General features: G+C 69.1%; 14 protein-coding genes. 7 read left to right on the top strand and 7 right to left on the bottom strand.

Annotation, left to right across the window (positions count from 1 at the left end; all coding sequences use genetic code 11):
* Window positions 1-307: 307 nt before the first annotated feature.
* Both G335_RS0109125 and G335_RS0109120 read right to left on the bottom strand, forming a co-directional pair.
* Window positions 308-1261 carry a patatin-like phospholipase family protein gene (locus G335_RS0109125; RefSeq protein ID WP_018176543.1) on the bottom strand — a complete coding sequence of 318 codons (954 nt, stop codon included), beginning with the start codon at window positions 1259-1261 and terminating at the stop codon, window positions 308-310.
* A gap of 138 nt (window positions 1262-1399) precedes the next feature.
* Window positions 1400-1831 (bottom strand): hypothetical protein, encoded by a 432-nt coding sequence (locus G335_RS0109120; RefSeq protein ID WP_018176542.1) that lies wholly within the window; start codon window positions 1829-1831, stop codon window positions 1400-1402.
* Window positions 1832-1946: 115 nt separating this feature from the next.
* Between G335_RS0109120 and G335_RS0109115 the strand changes: the two genes are divergently transcribed.
* On the top strand, window positions 1947-2423 hold the full coding sequence (locus G335_RS0109115) for a YbhB/YbcL family Raf kinase inhibitor-like protein (RefSeq protein WP_018176541.1): 477 nt from the start codon (window positions 1947-1949) through the stop codon (window positions 2421-2423).
* Between the two features lie 411 nt (window positions 2424-2834).
* Here the strand turns inward: G335_RS0109115 and G335_RS0109110 are convergent, their stop codons facing one another.
* Together G335_RS0109110 and G335_RS0109105 are read right to left on the bottom strand one after the other, a co-directional pair.
* A complete protein-coding gene (locus G335_RS0109110) occupies window positions 2835-3767 on the bottom strand; it encodes a carbohydrate kinase family protein (RefSeq protein WP_018176540.1) in 933 nt (310 codons plus the stop codon).
* 235 nt (window positions 3768-4002) lie between these two features.
* Window positions 4003-5334: an ethylbenzene dehydrogenase-related protein gene (locus tag G335_RS0109105; protein WP_018176539.1), complete on the bottom strand. Its 1332-nt coding sequence runs from the start codon at window positions 5332-5334 to the stop codon at window positions 4003-4005.
* 145 nt (window positions 5335-5479) lie between these two features.
* Between G335_RS0109105 and G335_RS14280 the strand changes: the two genes are divergently transcribed.
* The 6 genes from G335_RS14280 (at window position 5480) to G335_RS0109075 (ending at window position 13495) form a co-directional block, all read left to right on the top strand.
* Entirely contained in the window at window positions 5480-5656 is a 177-nt protein-coding gene (locus tag G335_RS14280) for a hypothetical protein (protein ID WP_018146341.1), read from the top strand.
* Window positions 5653-6402 carry an ABC transporter ATP-binding protein gene (locus G335_RS0109095; protein WP_018176538.1) on the top strand — a complete coding sequence of 250 codons (750 nt, stop codon included), beginning with the start codon at window positions 5653-5655 and terminating at the stop codon, window positions 6400-6402. The genes G335_RS14280 and G335_RS0109095 overlap by 4 nt, the downstream gene beginning before the upstream one ends.
* Before the next feature lie 18 nt (window positions 6403-6420).
* Window positions 6421-8781, top strand: a complete 2361-nt coding sequence (locus G335_RS0109090) for an ABC transporter permease (protein WP_018176537.1) — start codon at window positions 6421-6423, stop codon at window positions 8779-8781.
* A gap of 468 nt (window positions 8782-9249) precedes the next feature.
* Window positions 9250-10443, top strand: a complete 1194-nt coding sequence (locus tag G335_RS0109085; RefSeq protein ID WP_018176536.1) for an efflux RND transporter periplasmic adaptor subunit — start codon at window positions 9250-9252, stop codon at window positions 10441-10443.
* 7 nt (window positions 10444-10450) lie between these two features.
* Entirely contained in the window at window positions 10451-12958 is a 2508-nt protein-coding gene (gene hrpB / locus G335_RS0109080; RefSeq protein WP_018176535.1) for an ATP-dependent helicase HrpB, read from the top strand.
* A 315-nt stretch (window positions 12959-13273) separates the two neighbouring features.
* On the top strand, window positions 13274-13495 hold the full coding sequence (locus tag G335_RS0109075; protein WP_018146336.1) for a hypothetical protein: 222 nt from the start codon (window positions 13274-13276) through the stop codon (window positions 13493-13495).
* A gap of 12 nt (window positions 13496-13507) precedes the next feature.
* On the opposite strand, the gene G335_RS0109070 is transcribed toward G335_RS0109075, so the two are convergent.
* From G335_RS0109070 to G335_RS0109060, 3 genes are read right to left on the bottom strand one after another with little or no spacing between them, the layout of a single operon-like run.
* A complete protein-coding gene (locus tag G335_RS0109070; protein WP_018176534.1) occupies window positions 13508-14902 on the bottom strand; it encodes a sigma-54 dependent transcriptional regulator in 1395 nt (464 codons plus the stop codon).
* Entirely contained in the window at window positions 14899-16536 is a 1638-nt protein-coding gene (locus tag G335_RS0109065) for a PAS domain-containing sensor histidine kinase (RefSeq protein ID WP_018168004.1), read from the bottom strand. Before G335_RS0109065 ends, G335_RS0109070 begins: the two co-directional genes overlap by 4 nt.
* Window positions 16537-16545: 9 nt before the next feature.
* Complete coding sequence (locus G335_RS0109060) at window positions 16546-16818, bottom strand: PP0621 family protein (RefSeq protein WP_018168003.1); 273 nt, start codon at window positions 16816-16818, stop codon at window positions 16546-16548.
* Window positions 16819-17069 lie beyond the last annotated feature (251 nt).

The raw sequence follows: 17069 nt of genomic DNA, 5'->3' as shown, positions 1-17069 counted from the left end.
GTGCTTGCACGCGAAGCCCCTGCCAGAGTCGGACGCGGGCAGGGGCATTCGCGTGCAAGCACGCTCCTACAGGGGCCTCCACAGGGGGGATGGATGTTTCTGGCGGCCGGGAAGGGGCTGTCATCCCGGAAACCGCAAAGCGGTTATCCGGGATCTCGGGCGTTGGGGGTGGGCTGGCGTTGGAGATCCCGGCTCTTCGCTGCGCTACGGCCGGGATGACGGGGGTAGGGGCGCTGGCCGGGATGACGAGGTATGGCGCTGCCGCCGCGATGAGGGGGTGTGTGGCCGGCGCGGACGTGGGGATGGATCAGCGTCTCCCTAGTTTGCGGTCGGCGAGTTCGTAGCCGAGGTCGATCATCTCGGCGGCGCGGTGGAAGTCGAATATGCCGCAGGCGTTGACCGGGATCTCGATCAGGTGCTCGGGGTTGTAGGCGGCGATGCGAAAGCGCGCGATCGTGCCCTGCATGGCCTCGATGGAGTGGGAGACGATGTCGATCATGCCCAGCGCGTGGGCTTCCTGCTCACGGCTCAGGCCGGGGTCGGTCTCGCCCAGGCCCAGCTTGTCCTGCCAGTCCAGCAGCCAGCTGCCGACGCGATCCGGCAGGGCGTCGGTCAGGCGATGGTTGAGGAACCCGCTGTCGGGTTCTTCCCGGTCCGGGTCGGGCGCCTTGGCGCGCTCGGGACGGATCAGCTCTTCGCCGACGCGGCCGTTCAGGCTGACGGCCAGGGTGATGTCGGTGTCGTCGGTCAGGGTCGGGGCGATCGGGACCGGGTTCAGCAGGCCGCCGTCCACCAGCAGCCGGCCCTTGAGGCGCACCGGGGTGAACACGGTGGGGATGGCGATGGAGGCGCGGATGGCGTCGAACAGCGAGCCGGAGTTCAGCCAGACCTCGCGCTCGCGCTCGATGTCCGTGGCCACGGCGGTGAACGAGATCGGCAGATCCTCGATGTCCATGTCGCCGAGCATGTCGCGCAGCTTCTCGATCAGGCGGTCACCACGGATCAGCCCGGCACCGCGGAAGGAGAAGTCCAGCAGTCGCCAGACGTCCTGACGGCGCAGGGACTTTACCCAGTCCTCGTAGGCATCCAGCTGGCCGGCGGCGTAGATGCCGCCGACCACCGCGCCCATGGAGGCACCGGCAATGGAGCGGATGCGGTAATCCGAGTGTTCCTCCAGCCAGCGGATCACGCCGATCTGTGCCAGACCGCGGGCGCCGCCGCTGCCGAGGACCAGGGAGATGGACTGGGGCTTTCGCGTCATGGTGATCGGTGTGCCTGGGTGGAGTGTTTGCGGAGGGCCCGCCTTCTTGCGTCACAGCCTTCGCTGCGAGCGCCGCCGCCCGCGACGAGCCTGCTTAACCCAACGTTGGGGGTGTAGTGCGCTTTTTCCAGTGGCGGGTCATACGCGGTCCGGGTCGAGCAGGTGGTCGTGCAGGGCCTGGGCGGACTCGCCGGCGGGTTCTTCCACCCGCAGCTGCCACACGGCGGAGGGGTGATCCGGCGACCATTCGCTGAAGACTACGAGGCCGGCGTACGGGCCGTGCCCGCGGATGGTGCCCAGCGTCAGGCGGCCGTCCGGGTCGCCGTACAAGTGCACTTCGAACTCGGGGGCGGGTGGCGGCAGCTTCCAGTAACCGTCCCGACCGGTCTCGCGGAAGGTGGCGTCGGAAGGCTCGGCGTCGTCGCCGAAGTGGCGGCGCAGCAGCGGCACCGACAGTCGGTGCGGCAGCCCCAGGACGGTCTCGATGCCCGTGCGGCCATGGTCAACCGCCTGGGCGGCGGACGCCAGCGGATCCCGCCGGCCCAGCCATTTCTTCAGTAGCTTGCGCATGCGCGGATCATCCGTGTGCCGTCCGCGGTCTGCAAGCGCCGGGCTTCACGTGCTGGCTTGGAGACCGGCGGTCGGCGGCGTTACCGTGCGGGTAGGTAATGCAAAGGAGTACGTCATGGGTTTTGCACTGTCCGAGATGCAGCTGTCGAGTTCCGCCTTTGGCCCTGGCCAGCCGATCCCCAAACGCCACAGCGGCGAGGGTGAGGACACCTCCCCGGCATTGCGGTGGCGGGACGTGCCGCAGGGCGCCCGGTCCCTGGCGGTGATCTGCCATGACCCGGATGCGCCGTTGATCCAGCCGGGCACCTACGGCTTCGTGCACTGGGTGCTGTACAACCTGCCGCCGGATCTGGATGGCCTCCCCGAGGCGACCGATCTGGGCGCGCCCGGCCAGACGGACTTCGGTCGCACCGGCTACGGCGGGCCGATGCCGCCCGAGGGCCATGGAAAGCACCACTACTTCTTCTGGTTGCTGGCGCTGGACGCCGACCTGCAGCTCCCGCCCGGCCTGACCCTGTGGCAGTTCCTGGAGCACGCCGAGCCCCACGTGATCGGCATGAACCGCCTGGTGGGCACCTACCAGCGCGACTGAGGCCTTGTAGGAATGCCTTGTGGGAGCCGGCTTGCCGGCGAAGCCCCTGCCAGCGTCGGACGCGGGCCGGGGCTTCGCGTGCAAGCACGCTCCTACAGTGATGCCCCCACCGGTGGGCAACTAAGGCTTCTGGCGGCCGGGAAGGGGCTGTCATCCCGGAAACCGCGAAGCGGTTATCCGGGATCTCGGACGTTGGGGGTGGGCCTGGCGTTGAAGATCCCGGCTCTTCGCTTCGCTACGGCCGGGATGACGGGGTATGGCGTTGCGGGCGGGATGACGGGGGGTGCGGTTGGTGCGGGCAGGGGGTGGCGGCGTTGTTGGCGCCATCTATCCACAAAAAAGGCCCGGGCCGAGCGAACTCGGTCCGGGCCTTTTGCGTTCCCGGGCGGGTGCCCGGGGCGGCGGCGTTGCTTAGTAGCGGTAGCCGAAGGCCTTTTCGAACTTGTCGGCGAACTCTTCGGCGGTGAAGTGGTGGTTCTGGGTGCCGGAGTGCGCGATCTTGATCGAGCCGATCAGCGAGGCGATGCGGCCGGTGGTCTCCCAGTCGTAGCCCTTTTCCAGGCCGAACAGGATGCCGGCGCGGTAGGAGTCGCCACAGCCGGTCGGATCCTTGATCGCGGCCGGTTCGACCGACGGGATGGTGATCTTCTTGCCGCCGGTGTAGATGTCGGAGCCCTCGCCACCGCGGGTGACGATCATGGCGTCGACCATCTCGGCCAGCTGTTCCAGGCTCAGGCCGGTGCGGTCGGCGGTCAGCTGCGCCTCGTAGTCGTTGAACGCGGCGTAGGTGGCGTTCTCCATGAAGCGCTTCAGGTCGTCGCCGTCGAACATCGGCAGGCCCTGGCCCGGGTCGAACATGAACGGGATGCCGGCGTCGGCGAACTGCTGGGCGTGCTCGATCATGCCGTCACGGCCGTCCGGGGAGACGATGCCGACCTTGATGCCGTCGGCGTCGGTGACCTTCTGCTGGTGCGAGAAGCCCATCGCGCCCGGGTGGAAGGCGGTGATCTGGTTGTCGTCCTGGTCGGTGGTGATGAAGGCCTGACCGGTGTAGGTGTCCTTCAGCTCCTTGACGAACGTGCGCGAGATGGCGTGCTTGTCCATCCAGTCGGCGTACGGGGTGAAGTCGCCGCCCACGGTGGCCATGATCGTCGGGTCCGCGCCCAGCAGCTTCATGTTGTAGGCGATGTTGCCGGCGCAGCCGCCGAACTCGCGGCGCATGTCCGGGACCAGGAAGGACACATTCAGCATGTGCACCTTGTCCGGGAGGATGTGGTTCTTGAAGCGATCGGGGAACACCATGATGGTGTCGTAGGCCATGGACCCACAGATCAGTGCGGACATTGTTGCTCCTTAGCGTTGGCTGAAATCGTTGTCGTGCGCGCCTTTGAAGGCGGCACAGGACGTCCCGTGGCGCGCGCTGGAAGCCCGAATGGCGCGCCGGTCACGGGTCGTGCGATGTGCATAGGGTAAGTATTTGGGCGCAAAACAACAAATCAGGGGGGCTGCACGACGCCCGTCGAGTGCGTCCGCAGCCCCCTGAAGACGTGCCCGGACGGAGGTTCCGGGGCGGTTCGGCTCAGTCGTCCTGTTCGAGCAGGTGGCGTTCCATGTCGACGATGAAGTCTGGCAGGGTGTCGAGGTCGTGCTCGTCGCGGACGCCGAGCTCGCTTTCCAGCACCAGCGCCTGTCCGGGGTGCTTCTCGCTGTGGAGGAACTGATTGGTGATCTGGCCGGGATAGAATACCTCGATCTCGGTCCACTCCGGTTCCGCGTCGTCGAGGTTGCCGTCCACCCGGCGGGCCACGATGTCCGCGTCCTCGTTCTCCAGACCCAGGGTCTGCGGCAGCGAGACCAGATGCCAGCGGGCGCCCGCAGCACTGTGGACGGCGAAGGCCACGTTGTAGGTGCCGCCGTGTTCCAGTGTCTTGCTGTCGCGTTCGTTCGGGGCTTCCAGCGAACGCGTCAGGGCGATGCGCCAGGCACCGTCCTCGTAAGCGCCCGAGGCGCTGATGGCCCCGCGGCTGCCGCTCGGCTCCTGCAGGAAGCGTTGCGGGATGACGTCACCCTCTTCCCAGTCGTGGTCGGGGTCGAACGGGACCGCATTGTCTTCGGAGATGTAGTAGTGGTCATCCTGATCGTACTGGCGATCCAGCAGGGCCTCCCAGTCGAGGGAGCGTGAGCCGGTCTGCTCGGGGTCGAACATCCAGGCGGGCTGGTCCTGCTCGTCGTCCCAGTTGTCGGTGAACATGCTGTCCCCCTCGGAGGACAGCCGGTAGTGCAGCACGTAGTTGTTGTCGGCGTAGCCCATGGGGTGGCTGCGATGCGAGCGCCACTGCCACAGATCGATAAAGCCCCCGGCTTTCTGCAGCTCCTCCAGGGCCCCGTCGTCCTTGATCTGGTCCCAGGACTTTTCCGTGGGGTCTTCGGTCGTGCGGGTCTGGGGCAGGTACTTGCGCACGTCGCTGCGGCCCAGTTCCTCACCCAGCTTGGGATGCTCGGTCACGGCCTCGGAGTCCACCTCGGAGGTCAGGCTGCGCATGCCCTCGTGGGCAGTCATCCAGCCGCCCAGGCGATCGAAGCCGTCGACCGCGCCGTCATCCAGCATCATGGAGATGCGGTCTTCGTACAGGCCATGTTCGTCAGGGCCGGGGCCGCCGGAACCGTAGCGGACCCAGTCGCCATCCTCGTAGCGCCAGACCTGGTGATACCAGCTGGGATCGTCGGTCTCGTACTTGTAATGGATACGGAACTCTTCGTCGTTGTACACCGCGCCGACGCTCAGTACGGCGCTCCCGTCCTCCTCGGAGGGGATATACACGTTGCGATCGGTATCGACCATGCGGGGTTCTGCCAGGCCGAGCCCCGGGACTGTTCCGGCGATCGCGATCACGAGCAGTGAACGTTTCATGGTAAATCCTTTCGTTCTGGGTGGGAATTCAATGTGACACCCAGTAGTTCTGGCAGTTCCGCCGGGGCCTTTTCCCCTTCGGCCAGAGTCCCCGGGGCTGGCCTGTGGCAGCATGGGGTCATTCCCGTGAGCGAGGGCGTGACTGATGAATCCGCGCGTACTGATCCCGATCCTGATCATCCTGCTGTTGTTGCTGAGCCTGTGGTCCATGAGCCTGGACGGCGACGGGGGCATCCTGCCCGGCGCGCCCGATACGGGTGCGGCACCGGCGGCCGAGCGCCTGGCCGCTGGATCAGGATCGGTTGCGCCCCGGGCGGCATGAATACAGCCACGGCGCCCGCCCCGGATGCGCCGCACGCCGGGCGCGAAGTGATCTTCCGCGCCGCCGGGGTGACCAAGGTCTACCGCATGGGCGAGGTGACGATCCACGCCCTGCGCGGCGTGGACCTGGAGCTCTATACCGGCGAGCTGGTGGTGATGCTGGGGGCCTCGGGCTCCGGCAAGTCGACGCTGCTGAACATCATGGGCGGGCTGGATACCGCGTCCGAGGGCGAGGTGCGCTACCGCGACCAGGACCTGGCACAGGCCTCCGAGCGCACGCTGACGGCCTTTCGCCGTGACCATGTCGGCTTCGTGTTCCAGTTCTACAACCTGATCTCCAGCCTGACCGCGCGCGAGAACGTGGCGATTGTCACCGAGATCTCGCGCGACCCGATGCCGCCGGAGGAGGCGCTGGCGCTGGTGGGGCTGGAGGACCGCATGGACCACTTTCCCTCGCAGCTCTCCGGCGGCGAGCAGCAGCGGGTGGCCATCGCCCGCGCGATCGCCAAGCAGCCGGCGGTGCTGCTGTGCGACGAGCCCACTGGCGCGCTGGACTCGAAGACCGGCATCCGCGTGCTGGAGGTGCTGCAGCATATCAACGAGCGCCTGGATACGACGGTGGCGATCATCACCCACAACGCGGTGATCGGCGAGATGGCCGATCGCGTGATCCACCTGAGTGACGGCCGCGTGAGCGAGATCCACGAGAATGCCAGCCGGCAGTCTCCTGCCTCGCTGCACTGGTAGCGGCGCCGGTCCCGTCTCGTGCGCGCCCTGAACCGCAAGATCCTGCGCGATCTCGGCCACCTGAAGGGGCAGGCGGCGGCGATCGCGCTGGTGATTGCCAGCGGGGTGATGACGCTGGTGATCGCGGTGACCAGCCTAGATGCCCTGACCATCACCAAGGAGCGCTTCTACTCCGAATACCAGTTCGCTGATGTGTTCGCGGAGATCACGCGCGCGCCGGAGAGCGCGGTGGAGCGCTTCCGCGATGCGCCGGGCATCAACCAGATCGAGACCCGGGTGCAGGCCCCGGTGCGTCTGGAGGTGGCCGGCTTCGACGACCCGATCCGGGGCACCATGCTCTCCCTTCCGGACGGGGGCGAGCCGCTGCTGAACCGGCTCTACCTGCGCGAGGGCCGGCTGCCCGAGCCGGGCCGCGAGCGCGAGGTGGTGGTTAGCGAGGCCTTCGCCGAGGCGCACGGTCTGGGCGCCGGGGATGCCCTGCGCGCGATCATCGACGGGCGCTTGACCGACCTGCAGATCAGCGGCATCGCGCTGTCGCCGGAGTTCGTCTACCAGATCAGCCCCACCGACCTGCTGCCGGACTACGAGCGCTACGGCATCCTGTGGATGAACCGCCGCGCGCTGGCGGCCGCCTACGGCATGGAGGGGGCGTTCAACTCCGTCACCGTGAGTCTGCAAGCGGGCGCCGACCCGGAGCCCGTGATCGAGGCCATGGACCGCGCGCTGGCCCGCTACGGCGGTCTGGGCGCCTACGGGCGCGAGGACCAGTTCTCGCACCGCTTCCTGTCCGAGGAGCTGACCCAGCTGCGCGCCCAGGCGGCGATCCTGCCGACCATCTTCCTGGCGGTGGCGGCGTTTCTGCTGAACGTCGTGGTCGGACGCATCATCCGCTCGCAGCGCGAGCCGATCGCGGTGCTCAAGGCCTTTGGCTACGGCAATGGCGCGATTGCCGCGCACTACGGCCTGCTGACCGGCGGCATCGTGCTGGTGGGTTGTGCGCTGGGGCTCGCGTTCGGGGCCTGGGCCGCGCAGGGCCTGGCCGGCATCTACGCCGAGTACTTCCGCTTCCCGGAGATGAGCTTTCGCCTGCAGCCCTGGGTGATGGTGCTGGCGGTGGCCGTGGCGATGGGCGCGGCCATGCTCGGCACCTTCCGCGCGGTCTGGCAGGCGGTGCGCATGGCCCCGGCCGAGGCCATGCGCCCACCGGCACCGGAACGTTTTCACCGCGGCTGGATGGAGCGCACGGCGGCGTGGCGCGGGCTGGATCAGCCGACCCGCATCATCCTGCGCAACCTCGCGCGCCACCGGCTCAAGTCCGTGCTGTCGGTGATCGGCATCGGTCTGTCCGGTGGACTGCTGCTGATGGGCGCCTACCAGCTGAACGCCGTGGATCAGATGCTGGATACCCAGTACGGCCAGGTCCTGCAGATGGACATCGACCTGCAGTTCACCGACCCGGTGCCGTCGCGCGTGGCCGGGGAGCTGCGCCACGAGCCGGGTGTGCTGGCGGTGGAGACCTTCCGCGCGGTGCCGGTGCGGCTGGTCGGCGTGAACCGCGAAGAGCGCGTGCGCCTGCTGGGTCTGGACGCGGAACCGCGCCTGCGTCAGTTGCCGATGGCGGGCGGGCGCGGCCGCCTGCCGGACGAAGGCATCCTGCTGACCGACTACCTGGCGGAGCAGCTGGGGCTGCGCGTCGGCGATCCGGTGGAGCTGGAGATCCTGGAGGGACGCCGGCGCACGGTCTCGGTGCCGCTGGCCGGGGTGGTAGAGGAGCCGATCGGCGTTGGCGCCTACATGTACCGCCCGGCGCTGAATCGCCTGATCGGCGAGGGGCCGGCCGTCTCCGGAGCCTGGCTGCTGACCGACCGCGCGCAGGAGGACGCGCTGTTCGCGCGGCTGTCGGATCGCCCGCGCGTTGCCAGCGTCGGTCTGATCGCGGAAGCCGAGCGCAACATCCGCGAATACATCGGCGAGACCATTATCGTGTTCGCCCTGGTGTTCGTGGCGCTGGCGGTGTCCATCGCCTTCGCCGTGACCTACAACAACGCGCGCATCACCTATGCCGAACGCGCCCGTGACCTGGCGACGCTGGAGGTGCTCGGCTACTCGCGCGGACAGGTGAGCTGGATCCTGCTGGGCGAGATCGCCGTGCTGACGCTGGCGGCGATCCCGGTCGCCTGGCTCACCGGTACGGGTTTCGCCTGGCTGCTGAACCAGGCCTTCGCGATGGACCTGCTGCGCGTGCCGTTCGTGATCACGCCGCAGGCCTACGGCTTCGCCGCGCTGGGCATCCTGGTGGCGGCCAGCCTGACCGCGTTCCTCGCCTGGCGCCGCCTGCAGCACCTTGACCGCGTGCAGGCCCTGAAGGCCGCGGAATGACATTCCGGAGGACCGCCCAACATTCGAGCAGGCCGGCCGTCATTGCGAGGAGCCGAAGGCGACGCGGCAATCTCCATCCGGAACCACCACAGCCGGATCTTGAACGCATTCCCAGCTTTCGGAGATTACTCGCTGCGCTCGCCTTTCAGGTCGGCCTGCGGCCGTTCAACGCGCTGCGCGCTTTTGTGCTTCGTCGCTGCGCTCCTCGCAATGACGGGTACGGATTTGGGTGGGTGCGGCGCGGGGCAGCGACGTAGGATGTGATGAGCGGAGCGAATCGCATCATCTGGAAGCCACGGGAATCCACCGATGCAGAAAGGTGGCGAAACCGTGGATACCGGCCATTCGCGCGGCTTCCCGGCGCCGTCTTGATGCGATTCGCTTCGCTCGTCGCATCCTACGTGTGGGGGGCGTGTTGCTCGGGGGTGGCCCTGGGCGCGTCGAGGCGGGATTTGCGAGACTGATGGCATGTTGATGAAAAAGCGGATCACGATCGGGCTGGTGGTGCTGGCGGGGGTGGCCGCACTGGTGTGGGCGCTGCGGCCGCAGCCGGTGCCGGTGTCGCTGAGCGAGGTGCGGGCCGGGGCGTTCGAGGAGACCGTGCGCGAGGAGGGGCGTACCCGGCTGCGCGACACCTACACGGTGTCGGCGCCGATTGCCGGCTATCTGCATCGGGTGGCGCTGGAGGAGGGCGACGCGGTGGCGCTGGGCGATACGCTGTTCCGCCTGGAGCCGTTGCCGACGCCAGCGCTGGATGCGCGCTCGCGCGAGCAGGCGCGCGAGAACCTGGCCGCCGCGCGTTCGCGGCTGCAAAGCGCGGAGGCGAACCTGGAGAACCTGCGGGCCGAGGCGCGTTTTGCCGAGTCCGAGTATCGCCGCCACCAGGAGTTGTTCGACCGCGGGGCGGTGTCCGCGACCGAGATGGAGCGCATGGAGACGATGCGCGACCGGGCGCGTTCCGCCGTGCGCGCGGGCGAGTCGGCGGTGGAGGTCGCGCGCAGCGAGATCGAGAGTGCCCGCGTGGTGCTGGATATCGCCAGCGGCCAGATGCCGGAATCCGAGGCGGATACCCTGTCCGTGCGTTCGCCCGCCGAGGGCGTAGTGCTGGAGCGCTACCGCTGCTGCGAGGGCACCATCGGCGCCGGCGAGCCGGTACTGGTCGTCGGCGATCTGGACGACCTGGAGGTGCAGGTGGACCTGCTGTCGATGGATGCGGTGCGCGTGGTACCGGGAATGCGTGTGCGCCTGACCGACTGGGGTCGTGATGCGAAGCTGGACGCCACGGTGCGCCGGGTGCAGCCCTTCGGCTTCACCAAGATCTCCGCGCTGGGCGTGGACGAACAGCGTGTGCCGGTGATCCTCGATCTGGATGCGGTGGAGGCGCGCCTGGCCGGGCTGGCCGTTGGCTACCGTGTGGAGGCCGAGTTTCTGCTGTGGGAGGGTGACGACGTGCTGCAGGTGCCGACCAGTGCGTTGTTCCGCGACCGTGGCGACTGGTCGGTGTTCGTGGTCGAGGACGGACGCGCCGAGCCGCGCCGGGTCGACGTCGGTCGCCGTTCCGGGTTCACCACGCAGATCCTTGAGGGCCTGGAGGCAGGCGAGCGCGTCGTGACCCGCCCGGGCGACCGCGTGCAGGCCGGTACCCGCGTCGTCGAAAACTGACCTGCCCATGGCCGAAACCCCGAATGCCTCGCCCGAGGCGCTGGATGACCTGCTGAGTCCGCTGGATGCCGCGCTGGCCACGCGCGGTGCGGCCGTGCTGGTGGCCGAACCGGGGGCGGGCAAGACCACGCGGGTGCCGCTGCACCTGGCGGATTCCGTATCCGGGGGGCGGGTCATCGTGCTTCAGCCGCGCCGCCTGGCCGCGCGCATGGCGGCCACGTTCATGGCCGCGCAGCGCGGCGAGCCGGTCGGGCAGACGGTGGGTTACCGCGTGCGCGACGAACAGAAGGTCTCGACGCATACCCGCGTTGAGCTGGTCACCGATGGCCTGTTCCTGCGCCGCATCCAGGCCGACCCGCTGCTGGAGGAAGTCGGCGCGGTCGTGTTCGACGAATTCCACCTGCGCCGGCCCGAGGCCGAACTGGCGCTGGCCTTTGCGCTGCAGGTGCGCCGGTTGCTGCGTCCGGAGCTGCGGGTCGTGGTGATGTCCGCCACCCTCGACGACGAGGCCGTGGCGCGACTGCTTGCGGGGCCGGAGGCGGACCCCGTGCCCGTGCTGCGGGCTCGCGGGCGACAGTTCCCGGTGGAGGTGCGCTACGCGCCGCCGAGGAAGGGCGCCCCGCTGGCCGACGCCGTGGCGCAGGCCGTGCGCGAGGCACTGGAGGCCGAGCCGGGTTCGGTGCTGGTCTTTCTGCCCGGCGAGCGCGAGATCCGCGAGGTCGCTGCGCGCCTGGGGGAGACCCTGGAGACGCCGGTCGGCCCCGCGCGGGTGGCACCGTTGTTCGGGCGGCTGTCGGCGGAGGAGCAGAACCGTGCCGTGCGACCGGCCCCGCAAGGCGAACGCAAGGTGGTGCTGGCCACCGACATTGCCGAAACCAGCCTGACCATCGAGGGCGTGCGCGTGGTGATCGACGCGGGGCTGTCCCGCGAGCCGCGTTTCGATGCCGCCACCGGGCTGTCGCGACTGGTGACGGTCCCCGCCTCGAAGGCCGCGGCGGAACAGCGCGCCGGCCGTGCCGGGCGGACCGAACCCGGTGTCGCGATCCGGCTGTGGGCGCGCGCCGAGGAGGTGCAGCGCCCGGACTACGCGACGCCCGGACTGCAACAGGTCGATCTGTTGCCGCTGGCCCTGGAGCTGGCCGGCTGGGGCGAGGCGGTGGCCGAACTCGACTGGCTGGAGCCGCCGCCGGCGCACGGCATGGCCGCCGCGCAGGCAATCCTCGCGGAGCTGGGCGCGCTGGACGCCGAAGGGCGGATCACCGGTCACGGCCGCGCCCTGCTGCGGCTGCCGACGCATCCGCGCCTGGCGCACATGCTGCTGCGGGCGCGCGAGCGGGGCCTCTCGCGTCTGGCCTGCGAGCTGGCGGTGGTGGTCGAGGAGCCGGGAATGGCCGGGCCGGGTGCCCCGCTGGAACTGGGGGAGCGCCTGGTGCAGGCACGGCGTGCGGGCGGCCGCGCCTGGAAGTCCGGGCTGCGGCGGCTTGAGCAGGCCCTGGCGCGGCTGGACGACAGCGCCGGCGCAGCAGAATCCGTATTGGACGAGGGTGTGGCGCTGGGGGTGCTGGCTGCGCTGGCCTGGCCCGAACGCATCGCGCGGCCACGCGGCGGGCAGGCCGGGCGCTTCGTGATGGGCAATGGCCGCGGGGCGTTGCTGTCGGAGCGCGAGCGCCTGGCGCATGCCGAGTACCTGGTGGCGGTGGACTGCACCGACGCCGAACGCGAGGCACGTATCCGCTGCGCGGTGGCGCTGGACCTCGCCGCGCTGGAGCGCGAGGCCCCGGAGCTTTTCCACCGCGAGACGCGTTGCGACTGGGTGGAGGACGGGGCGCGGCTGGAGAACGCGCGCATCCGCCGCATTGGCACGTTGGTGGTCGAGCGGCAGATGGTCGCGCTGGACGACCCCGCGTCCACGATCCCGCGCTGGTGTGAACGGATGCGCCGCGAAGGGCTTGCGCTGCTGCCGTGGGATGACGCGGCGACCCAGCTGCGCGCGCGCATCCAGCTGCTGCATCAGGCGATGCCGGAGGCGGGCTTTCCCGACATGGGTGACGCCGCGTTACTCGCCGGTCTCGAGGACTGGCTGGGGCCGTACCTGGCCGGGATGACGCGGCTGCGCGATCTGGACCGGCTGGACCTGGCTGCGATCCTGCGCGCGCGGCTGGACTGGGAGCATCAACAGCGACTGGAGCGCGAGGCGCCGGCCCGTATCGCGGTGCCCTCCGGTTCCGCCCACCGGGTCGACTACACCCAGGACCCGCCGGTGCTGGCGGTGAAGCTGCAGGAGCTGTTCGGCCTGGCGGAAACGCCCGCGGTAGCCGGAGGTCGCGTGGCGCTGGTGCTGCACCTGCTGTCGCCGGCGCGGCGCCCGGTGCAGGTCACCCAGGATCTGAAGAGTTTCTGGGAGAACGGCTACCCGGAGGTGCGGCGCGAGCTGAAGGGCCGTTACCCGAAACACCCGTGGCCGGAGGATCCGTGGAATGCGCCGGCCACGCGGCATGCGAAGCGGCGTGGGTAGGCAGTTAAAGTTTGGCGGGGGCTTCGCCTGCAAGCAGGCTCCCACAGAGGTCAGCACAACGCGGGACGCCGCGCGTGACCCCCTGTGTCGTCATCCCGGAAACCGCGGAGCGGTTATCCGGGATCTCGGGCGTCGGGGTGGCCATGGCCGCGGAGATCCCGGCTCTTCGCTGCGCTGTGGCCGGGATGACGCCGGGGTGATGGGCGCCAGGCAGCACTTGGGGCGCCGGGTGGTGTGGACGATGCGGCGGAGGGCGTTCTCCGGTAGTGTCGCGTTCAGCTCTGTTGCGAGTCCCGTGCGAGGAAGCGAACCCCGATGCTGAAGTTTCTGACCGTGATCCTGATCCTGCTGTTCGTCTGGTGGCGGGTGTCGCGCTGGATGGATGTGCGCCGCCGCCGTGCGCGGGGGGAGGATGTGTCCTATCAGGTGGACGTGAAGGGGTTTCGCCCGATCACGGTGCTCAGTGTCATCTTCCTGCTGCTGTACGGCGGCTACGTGATCTGGTTTGCCCTGAACGAGTGGTTCGATCTGCTGTAGATCAACGTCTCCCTAGTCGATCCCGAGTTTCTTCAGGCGATAACGCAACTGGCGGAAGCTGAGGCCGAGCAGGCGTGCGGCGGCCGTGCGGTTGCCGCCGGTCTGCTGCAGGGCGGTAGCGATGGCCTGGCGTTCCTGCGCGGCGAGCTGGTCGTCCAGGGCGCTCTCCGCGCCGTCGAGGCCGTTCTCGGGTTCGCCGTACTCCGCGCCCGGGGTGGGTTCGGTGCCCAGACCGTTCGCCGGCAGGTCGATGTTGCCGGCGCGGATCAGCGGCCCTTCGCACAGCGTGGCGGCGCGTTCCAGGATGTTCTCCAGCTCGCGGACGTTGCCGGGGAAGCCGTGCCCCTGCAGGGCCGCGAGGGCGTCGGGTGCCAGCTCCAGGTCGCCGGTCTGCCACTGCTCGCCGATGCGTTGCAGGATGCGCGTGGCCAGGCGTTCGATGTCGCCGCGGCGCGCGCGTAACGGCGGCACCTTCAGCTCGATCACGTTCAGGCGGTAGTAGAGATCCTGGCGAAAGCGGCCCTCGCGCACGGCCTTTTCCAGGTCGTGGTGGGTGGCGCTGAGGATGCGTACGTCGACCGGGATCTCGCGGGTGCCACCGACCGGCTTGATGGCGCGTTCCTGGATGGCGCGCAGCAGCTTCACCTGCATCGGCAGCGGCAGGTCGGCGACCTCGTCGAGGAACAGCGTGCCGCCGTCGGCGGACTGGAACAGACCGGTATGGTCCTGGGTGGCCCCGGTAAACGCGCCCTTGCGGTGGCCGAAGAATTCGCTCTCCATCAGCTCGCCGGGGATGGCGCCGCAGTTGACCGGCACGAATGGACGTTCGGCGCGCGGGCCGAGGCGGTGGATCTCGCGCGCGACCAGTTCCTTGCCGGATCCGGACTCTCCGGAGATGAACACCGGGGCCTGGCTGCGCGCCAGCTTGTGGATGGTGGCGCGCAGACGCTGCATGGGCTCGGACTGGCCCAGCAGCGGGCTGTCATCGGGGGTGGCCGGGGTGGCGTCGTCGCCGGGCTCTTCCGCGATCGAGGCAGCCGGCTCCAGGCGCAGGGCCGCGTCAATCAGTTCGCGCAGCTGTTTCAGGTCCACCGGCTTGCTGACGAAGTCGAAGGCCCCCAGCTTCAGCGCCAGGACGGCGGTATCCACGCTGCCGTGGGCGGTGATGACGGCCACGGGGAGCTCTGGGCGTTCGCTCTGGATGTGGCGGACGAGGTCCAGCCCGTCGCCGTCCGGCAGGCGCATGTCGGTCAGGCACAGGTCAAAGTCGTGCTCGGCGATCAGGGCGCGGGCCGGCTCGAGGCGGGTGGCCGTGGTGGCCTCAAGGCCCATGCGGGCCAGGGTGATCTCGAGTAGTTCGCAGATGTCGGGCTCGTCGTCCACGACCAGCACGTGGCGGATACTCATGCGCCTTGTTCCTTTGGCGAATCGGTTTCCAGGGGGGCGAACAGGATCCGGAAGCAGCCGCCGATGGGTGTGTGGACGTATTCCAGCGATGCCCCGTTGTTTTCGCACAGCATGCGCGAGATGTACAGGCCAAGGCCGGTGCCCCCGGCACGCCCGGAGACGAACGGTTCGAACAGGTCCTTTTCCTGTTCGGCAGAGATGCCCGGCCCGGCGTCGATCACGTCCAGACTGACCACCCGCGCGACCTGGCCGGCGCCGCCGCGCAGCACGATGGGCGGGCTGTCGGGCTGATCGTGGCCGCCATGGATGCGCGCATTGCTGCACAGGTTCCACAGGATCTGGTTGAGCTGGGAGGGGTCGAACTGGATCTCGGAATCGGCCGGTTCGATGCGCGCATGCAGGGTCTCTCGCGGCAACTGCAGCGCACCGCAGAACTCCTCGGCGAAGCGATCCAGGGTCTCCTGAAGGTTCAGCCGCTCGCGTCCTCCGGCGTCCCTGCGTGACAGGCTGAGGACGTTGGAGATCAGTTCGTTCACGCGCTTGCTCTGGTTGTTGATGATGTCGAGCAGGCGCTGGTCGTGAGGCTTGAGATCCGGCGATTCGCCGAGCAGCTGTGCGCTGTGGCTGATGGCTCCCAGGGGGTTGCGAATCTCGTGGGCAATGCTGGCGGTCAGGCGGCCGAGGGCCTGCAGCTTGCCGGCCTGGGCCTGACGCTGGAGTTCGGCGGCGTCCTCCAGGATCAGCAGGCTGCCCTGGTCGCCGCGGTCACCCAGCGGGGCCAGACGGATCCGCAGGGCCGGCTGGTTGCGGTCGCCCGGCAGCTGCTGGCTGGTCGTGGGCATGCCGTTGCGCTGCCAGTCGCGGATCACGCGTGCCACCGAGGGCGACAGGGACGACAGGTGGCGTCCCGGCCGCGGGGGGAGCAGGCGGCGCGCGGCCTCGTTGATGGAGCGGATGTACCCGTCCGGGTCGACCGCGATGACACCGGCGCTCATGCGCGCGATGATCTGGGCGTTCAGTTCGGCCAGGTTGGCCAGGTCCACCTCCTGGCGTTCCACCTGGGCGCGGGTCTCGCCGGCCCGACGGGCGAACTGGCGGGCCAGCAGGCCGGCCGCAAACAGGGTGGCGCCCAGCAGCCCCGCCTGGGTGATGGCGGTATCGGCGGGGTGCAGGAATAGTGCGCTCACGCCCTCGGCCAGCAACAGCGCCAGGGTGGCGATCGCGGCCAGGGTCAGGGCGAAGCGTGCGCTGGAGAGCAGCACGGCTGCCACCAGGGCCGGGACCAGCAGCAGGCCAATGCCGGTGCCAACCCCTCCGGAGACGATCAGCAACGCGATCAGGCCGATGCCGTCGCCGGCGCCGCCGATCAACGCGATACGGGTGAGGCTGGTGGTGTCCGGATTGTGGGTGCAGCGCCAGGCGAAGGCGGCGGCGACGAGCGCAAACGCGAGATAGGCGGTGGCGATGACCGCGTAGAACTGGGGGGTGACGAGATGCAGCCCCAGCGGGGTATCCGGGAACAGCCCGAGCAGTAGCAGGACCGCCGCGACAAAGACCCGGTAGAGCGCGAAAAGCCAGGCGGAACGCCGGGTGTCGGCGTCGATCGGCGTGTTCCCCCCGGACTGGTTATCCATGGACGAGGGTCAGTCGTCTTCGGTGCGGGAGTCGGCGTCCGAGCGGTTGCGGTCGACCTCGGCGTGCTGCGGTGAGCAGTAGAGGCGGTCGCCGTCGCGGTAGGCCTCGGCCTCCGGCACGTGCACGCCGCAGAAGGCGCAGCGGATTACCGCGCCGCCCTCTTTCAGGCGTTCGGGCCGTTCATCCTGGCGGACCTGCTTGCGGTTGCTGGTGGAGCGCACGAGGGTGCGCACCGCAAGGAACACGGCGACGATGGCGACGATCAGTAGCAGCAGGCGCATGGCGTGATTCTAGGGAAACACTGATTAATGTGCACGCTCGCGCCCGAGTCGCTTTTGCGTGCGAACAAGGCGCGGTATTGCCGTGCGGTCATTCGGCACAAGGGAGCCGCAACGCCGTACGCGCGCCCGTTTTGGATAACAACGGGCGACTCGAGCCCCTGCATTCAATCGCTTGTGGGGTTGGCACCCCAGGTTCCCCGATCCTGCGTTACGGCCCTTGCCGGTAGAACCACTACCGGCTGCGCACCGCG

The sequence above is a fragment of the Thioalkalivibrio sp. AKL8 genome (assembly GCF_000380525.1).
Lineage (GTDB): Bacteria > Pseudomonadota > Gammaproteobacteria > Ectothiorhodospirales > Ectothiorhodospiraceae > Thioalkalivibrio > Thioalkalivibrio versutus.
This window is presented reverse-complemented; position numbering and strand designations above follow the sequence as displayed.

Bases quoted from the DNA above. Each gene is read 5' to 3' on its own strand.
- G335_RS0109125 (WP_018176543.1), bottom strand. From the start codon at position 1,261: ATGACGCGAAAGCCCCAGTCCATCTCCCTGGTCCTCGGCAGCGGCGGC.
- G335_RS0109120 (WP_018176542.1), bottom strand. From the start codon at position 1,831: ATGCGCAAGCTACTGAAGAAATGGCTGGGCCGGCGGGATCCGCTGGCG.
- G335_RS0109115 (WP_018176541.1), top strand. From the start codon at position 1,947: ATGGGTTTTGCACTGTCCGAGATGCAGCTGTCGAGTTCCGCCTTTGGC.
- G335_RS0109110 (WP_018176540.1), bottom strand. From the start codon at position 3,767: ATGTCCGCACTGATCTGTGGGTCCATGGCCTACGACACCATCATGGTG.
- G335_RS0109105 (WP_018176539.1), bottom strand. From the start codon at position 5,334: ATGAAACGTTCACTGCTCGTGATCGCGATCGCCGGAACAGTCCCGGGG.
- G335_RS14280 (WP_018146341.1), top strand. From the start codon at position 5,480: ATGAATCCGCGCGTACTGATCCCGATCCTGATCATCCTGCTGTTGTTG.
- G335_RS0109095 (WP_018176538.1), top strand. From the start codon at position 5,653: ATGAATACAGCCACGGCGCCCGCCCCGGATGCGCCGCACGCCGGGCGC.
- G335_RS0109085 (WP_018176536.1), top strand. From the start codon at position 9,250: ATGTTGATGAAAAAGCGGATCACGATCGGGCTGGTGGTGCTGGCGGGG.
- hrpB (WP_018176535.1), top strand. From the start codon at position 10,451: ATGGCCGAAACCCCGAATGCCTCGCCCGAGGCGCTGGATGACCTGCTG.
- G335_RS0109075 (WP_018146336.1), top strand. From the start codon at position 13,274: ATGCTGAAGTTTCTGACCGTGATCCTGATCCTGCTGTTCGTCTGGTGG.
- G335_RS0109070 (WP_018176534.1), bottom strand. From the start codon at position 14,902: ATGAGTATCCGCCACGTGCTGGTCGTGGACGACGAGCCCGACATCTGC.
- G335_RS0109065 (WP_018168004.1), bottom strand. From the start codon at position 16,536: ATGGATAACCAGTCCGGGGGGAACACGCCGATCGACGCCGACACCCGG.
- G335_RS0109060 (WP_018168003.1), bottom strand. From the start codon at position 16,818: ATGCGCCTGCTGCTACTGATCGTCGCCATCGTCGCCGTGTTCCTTGCG.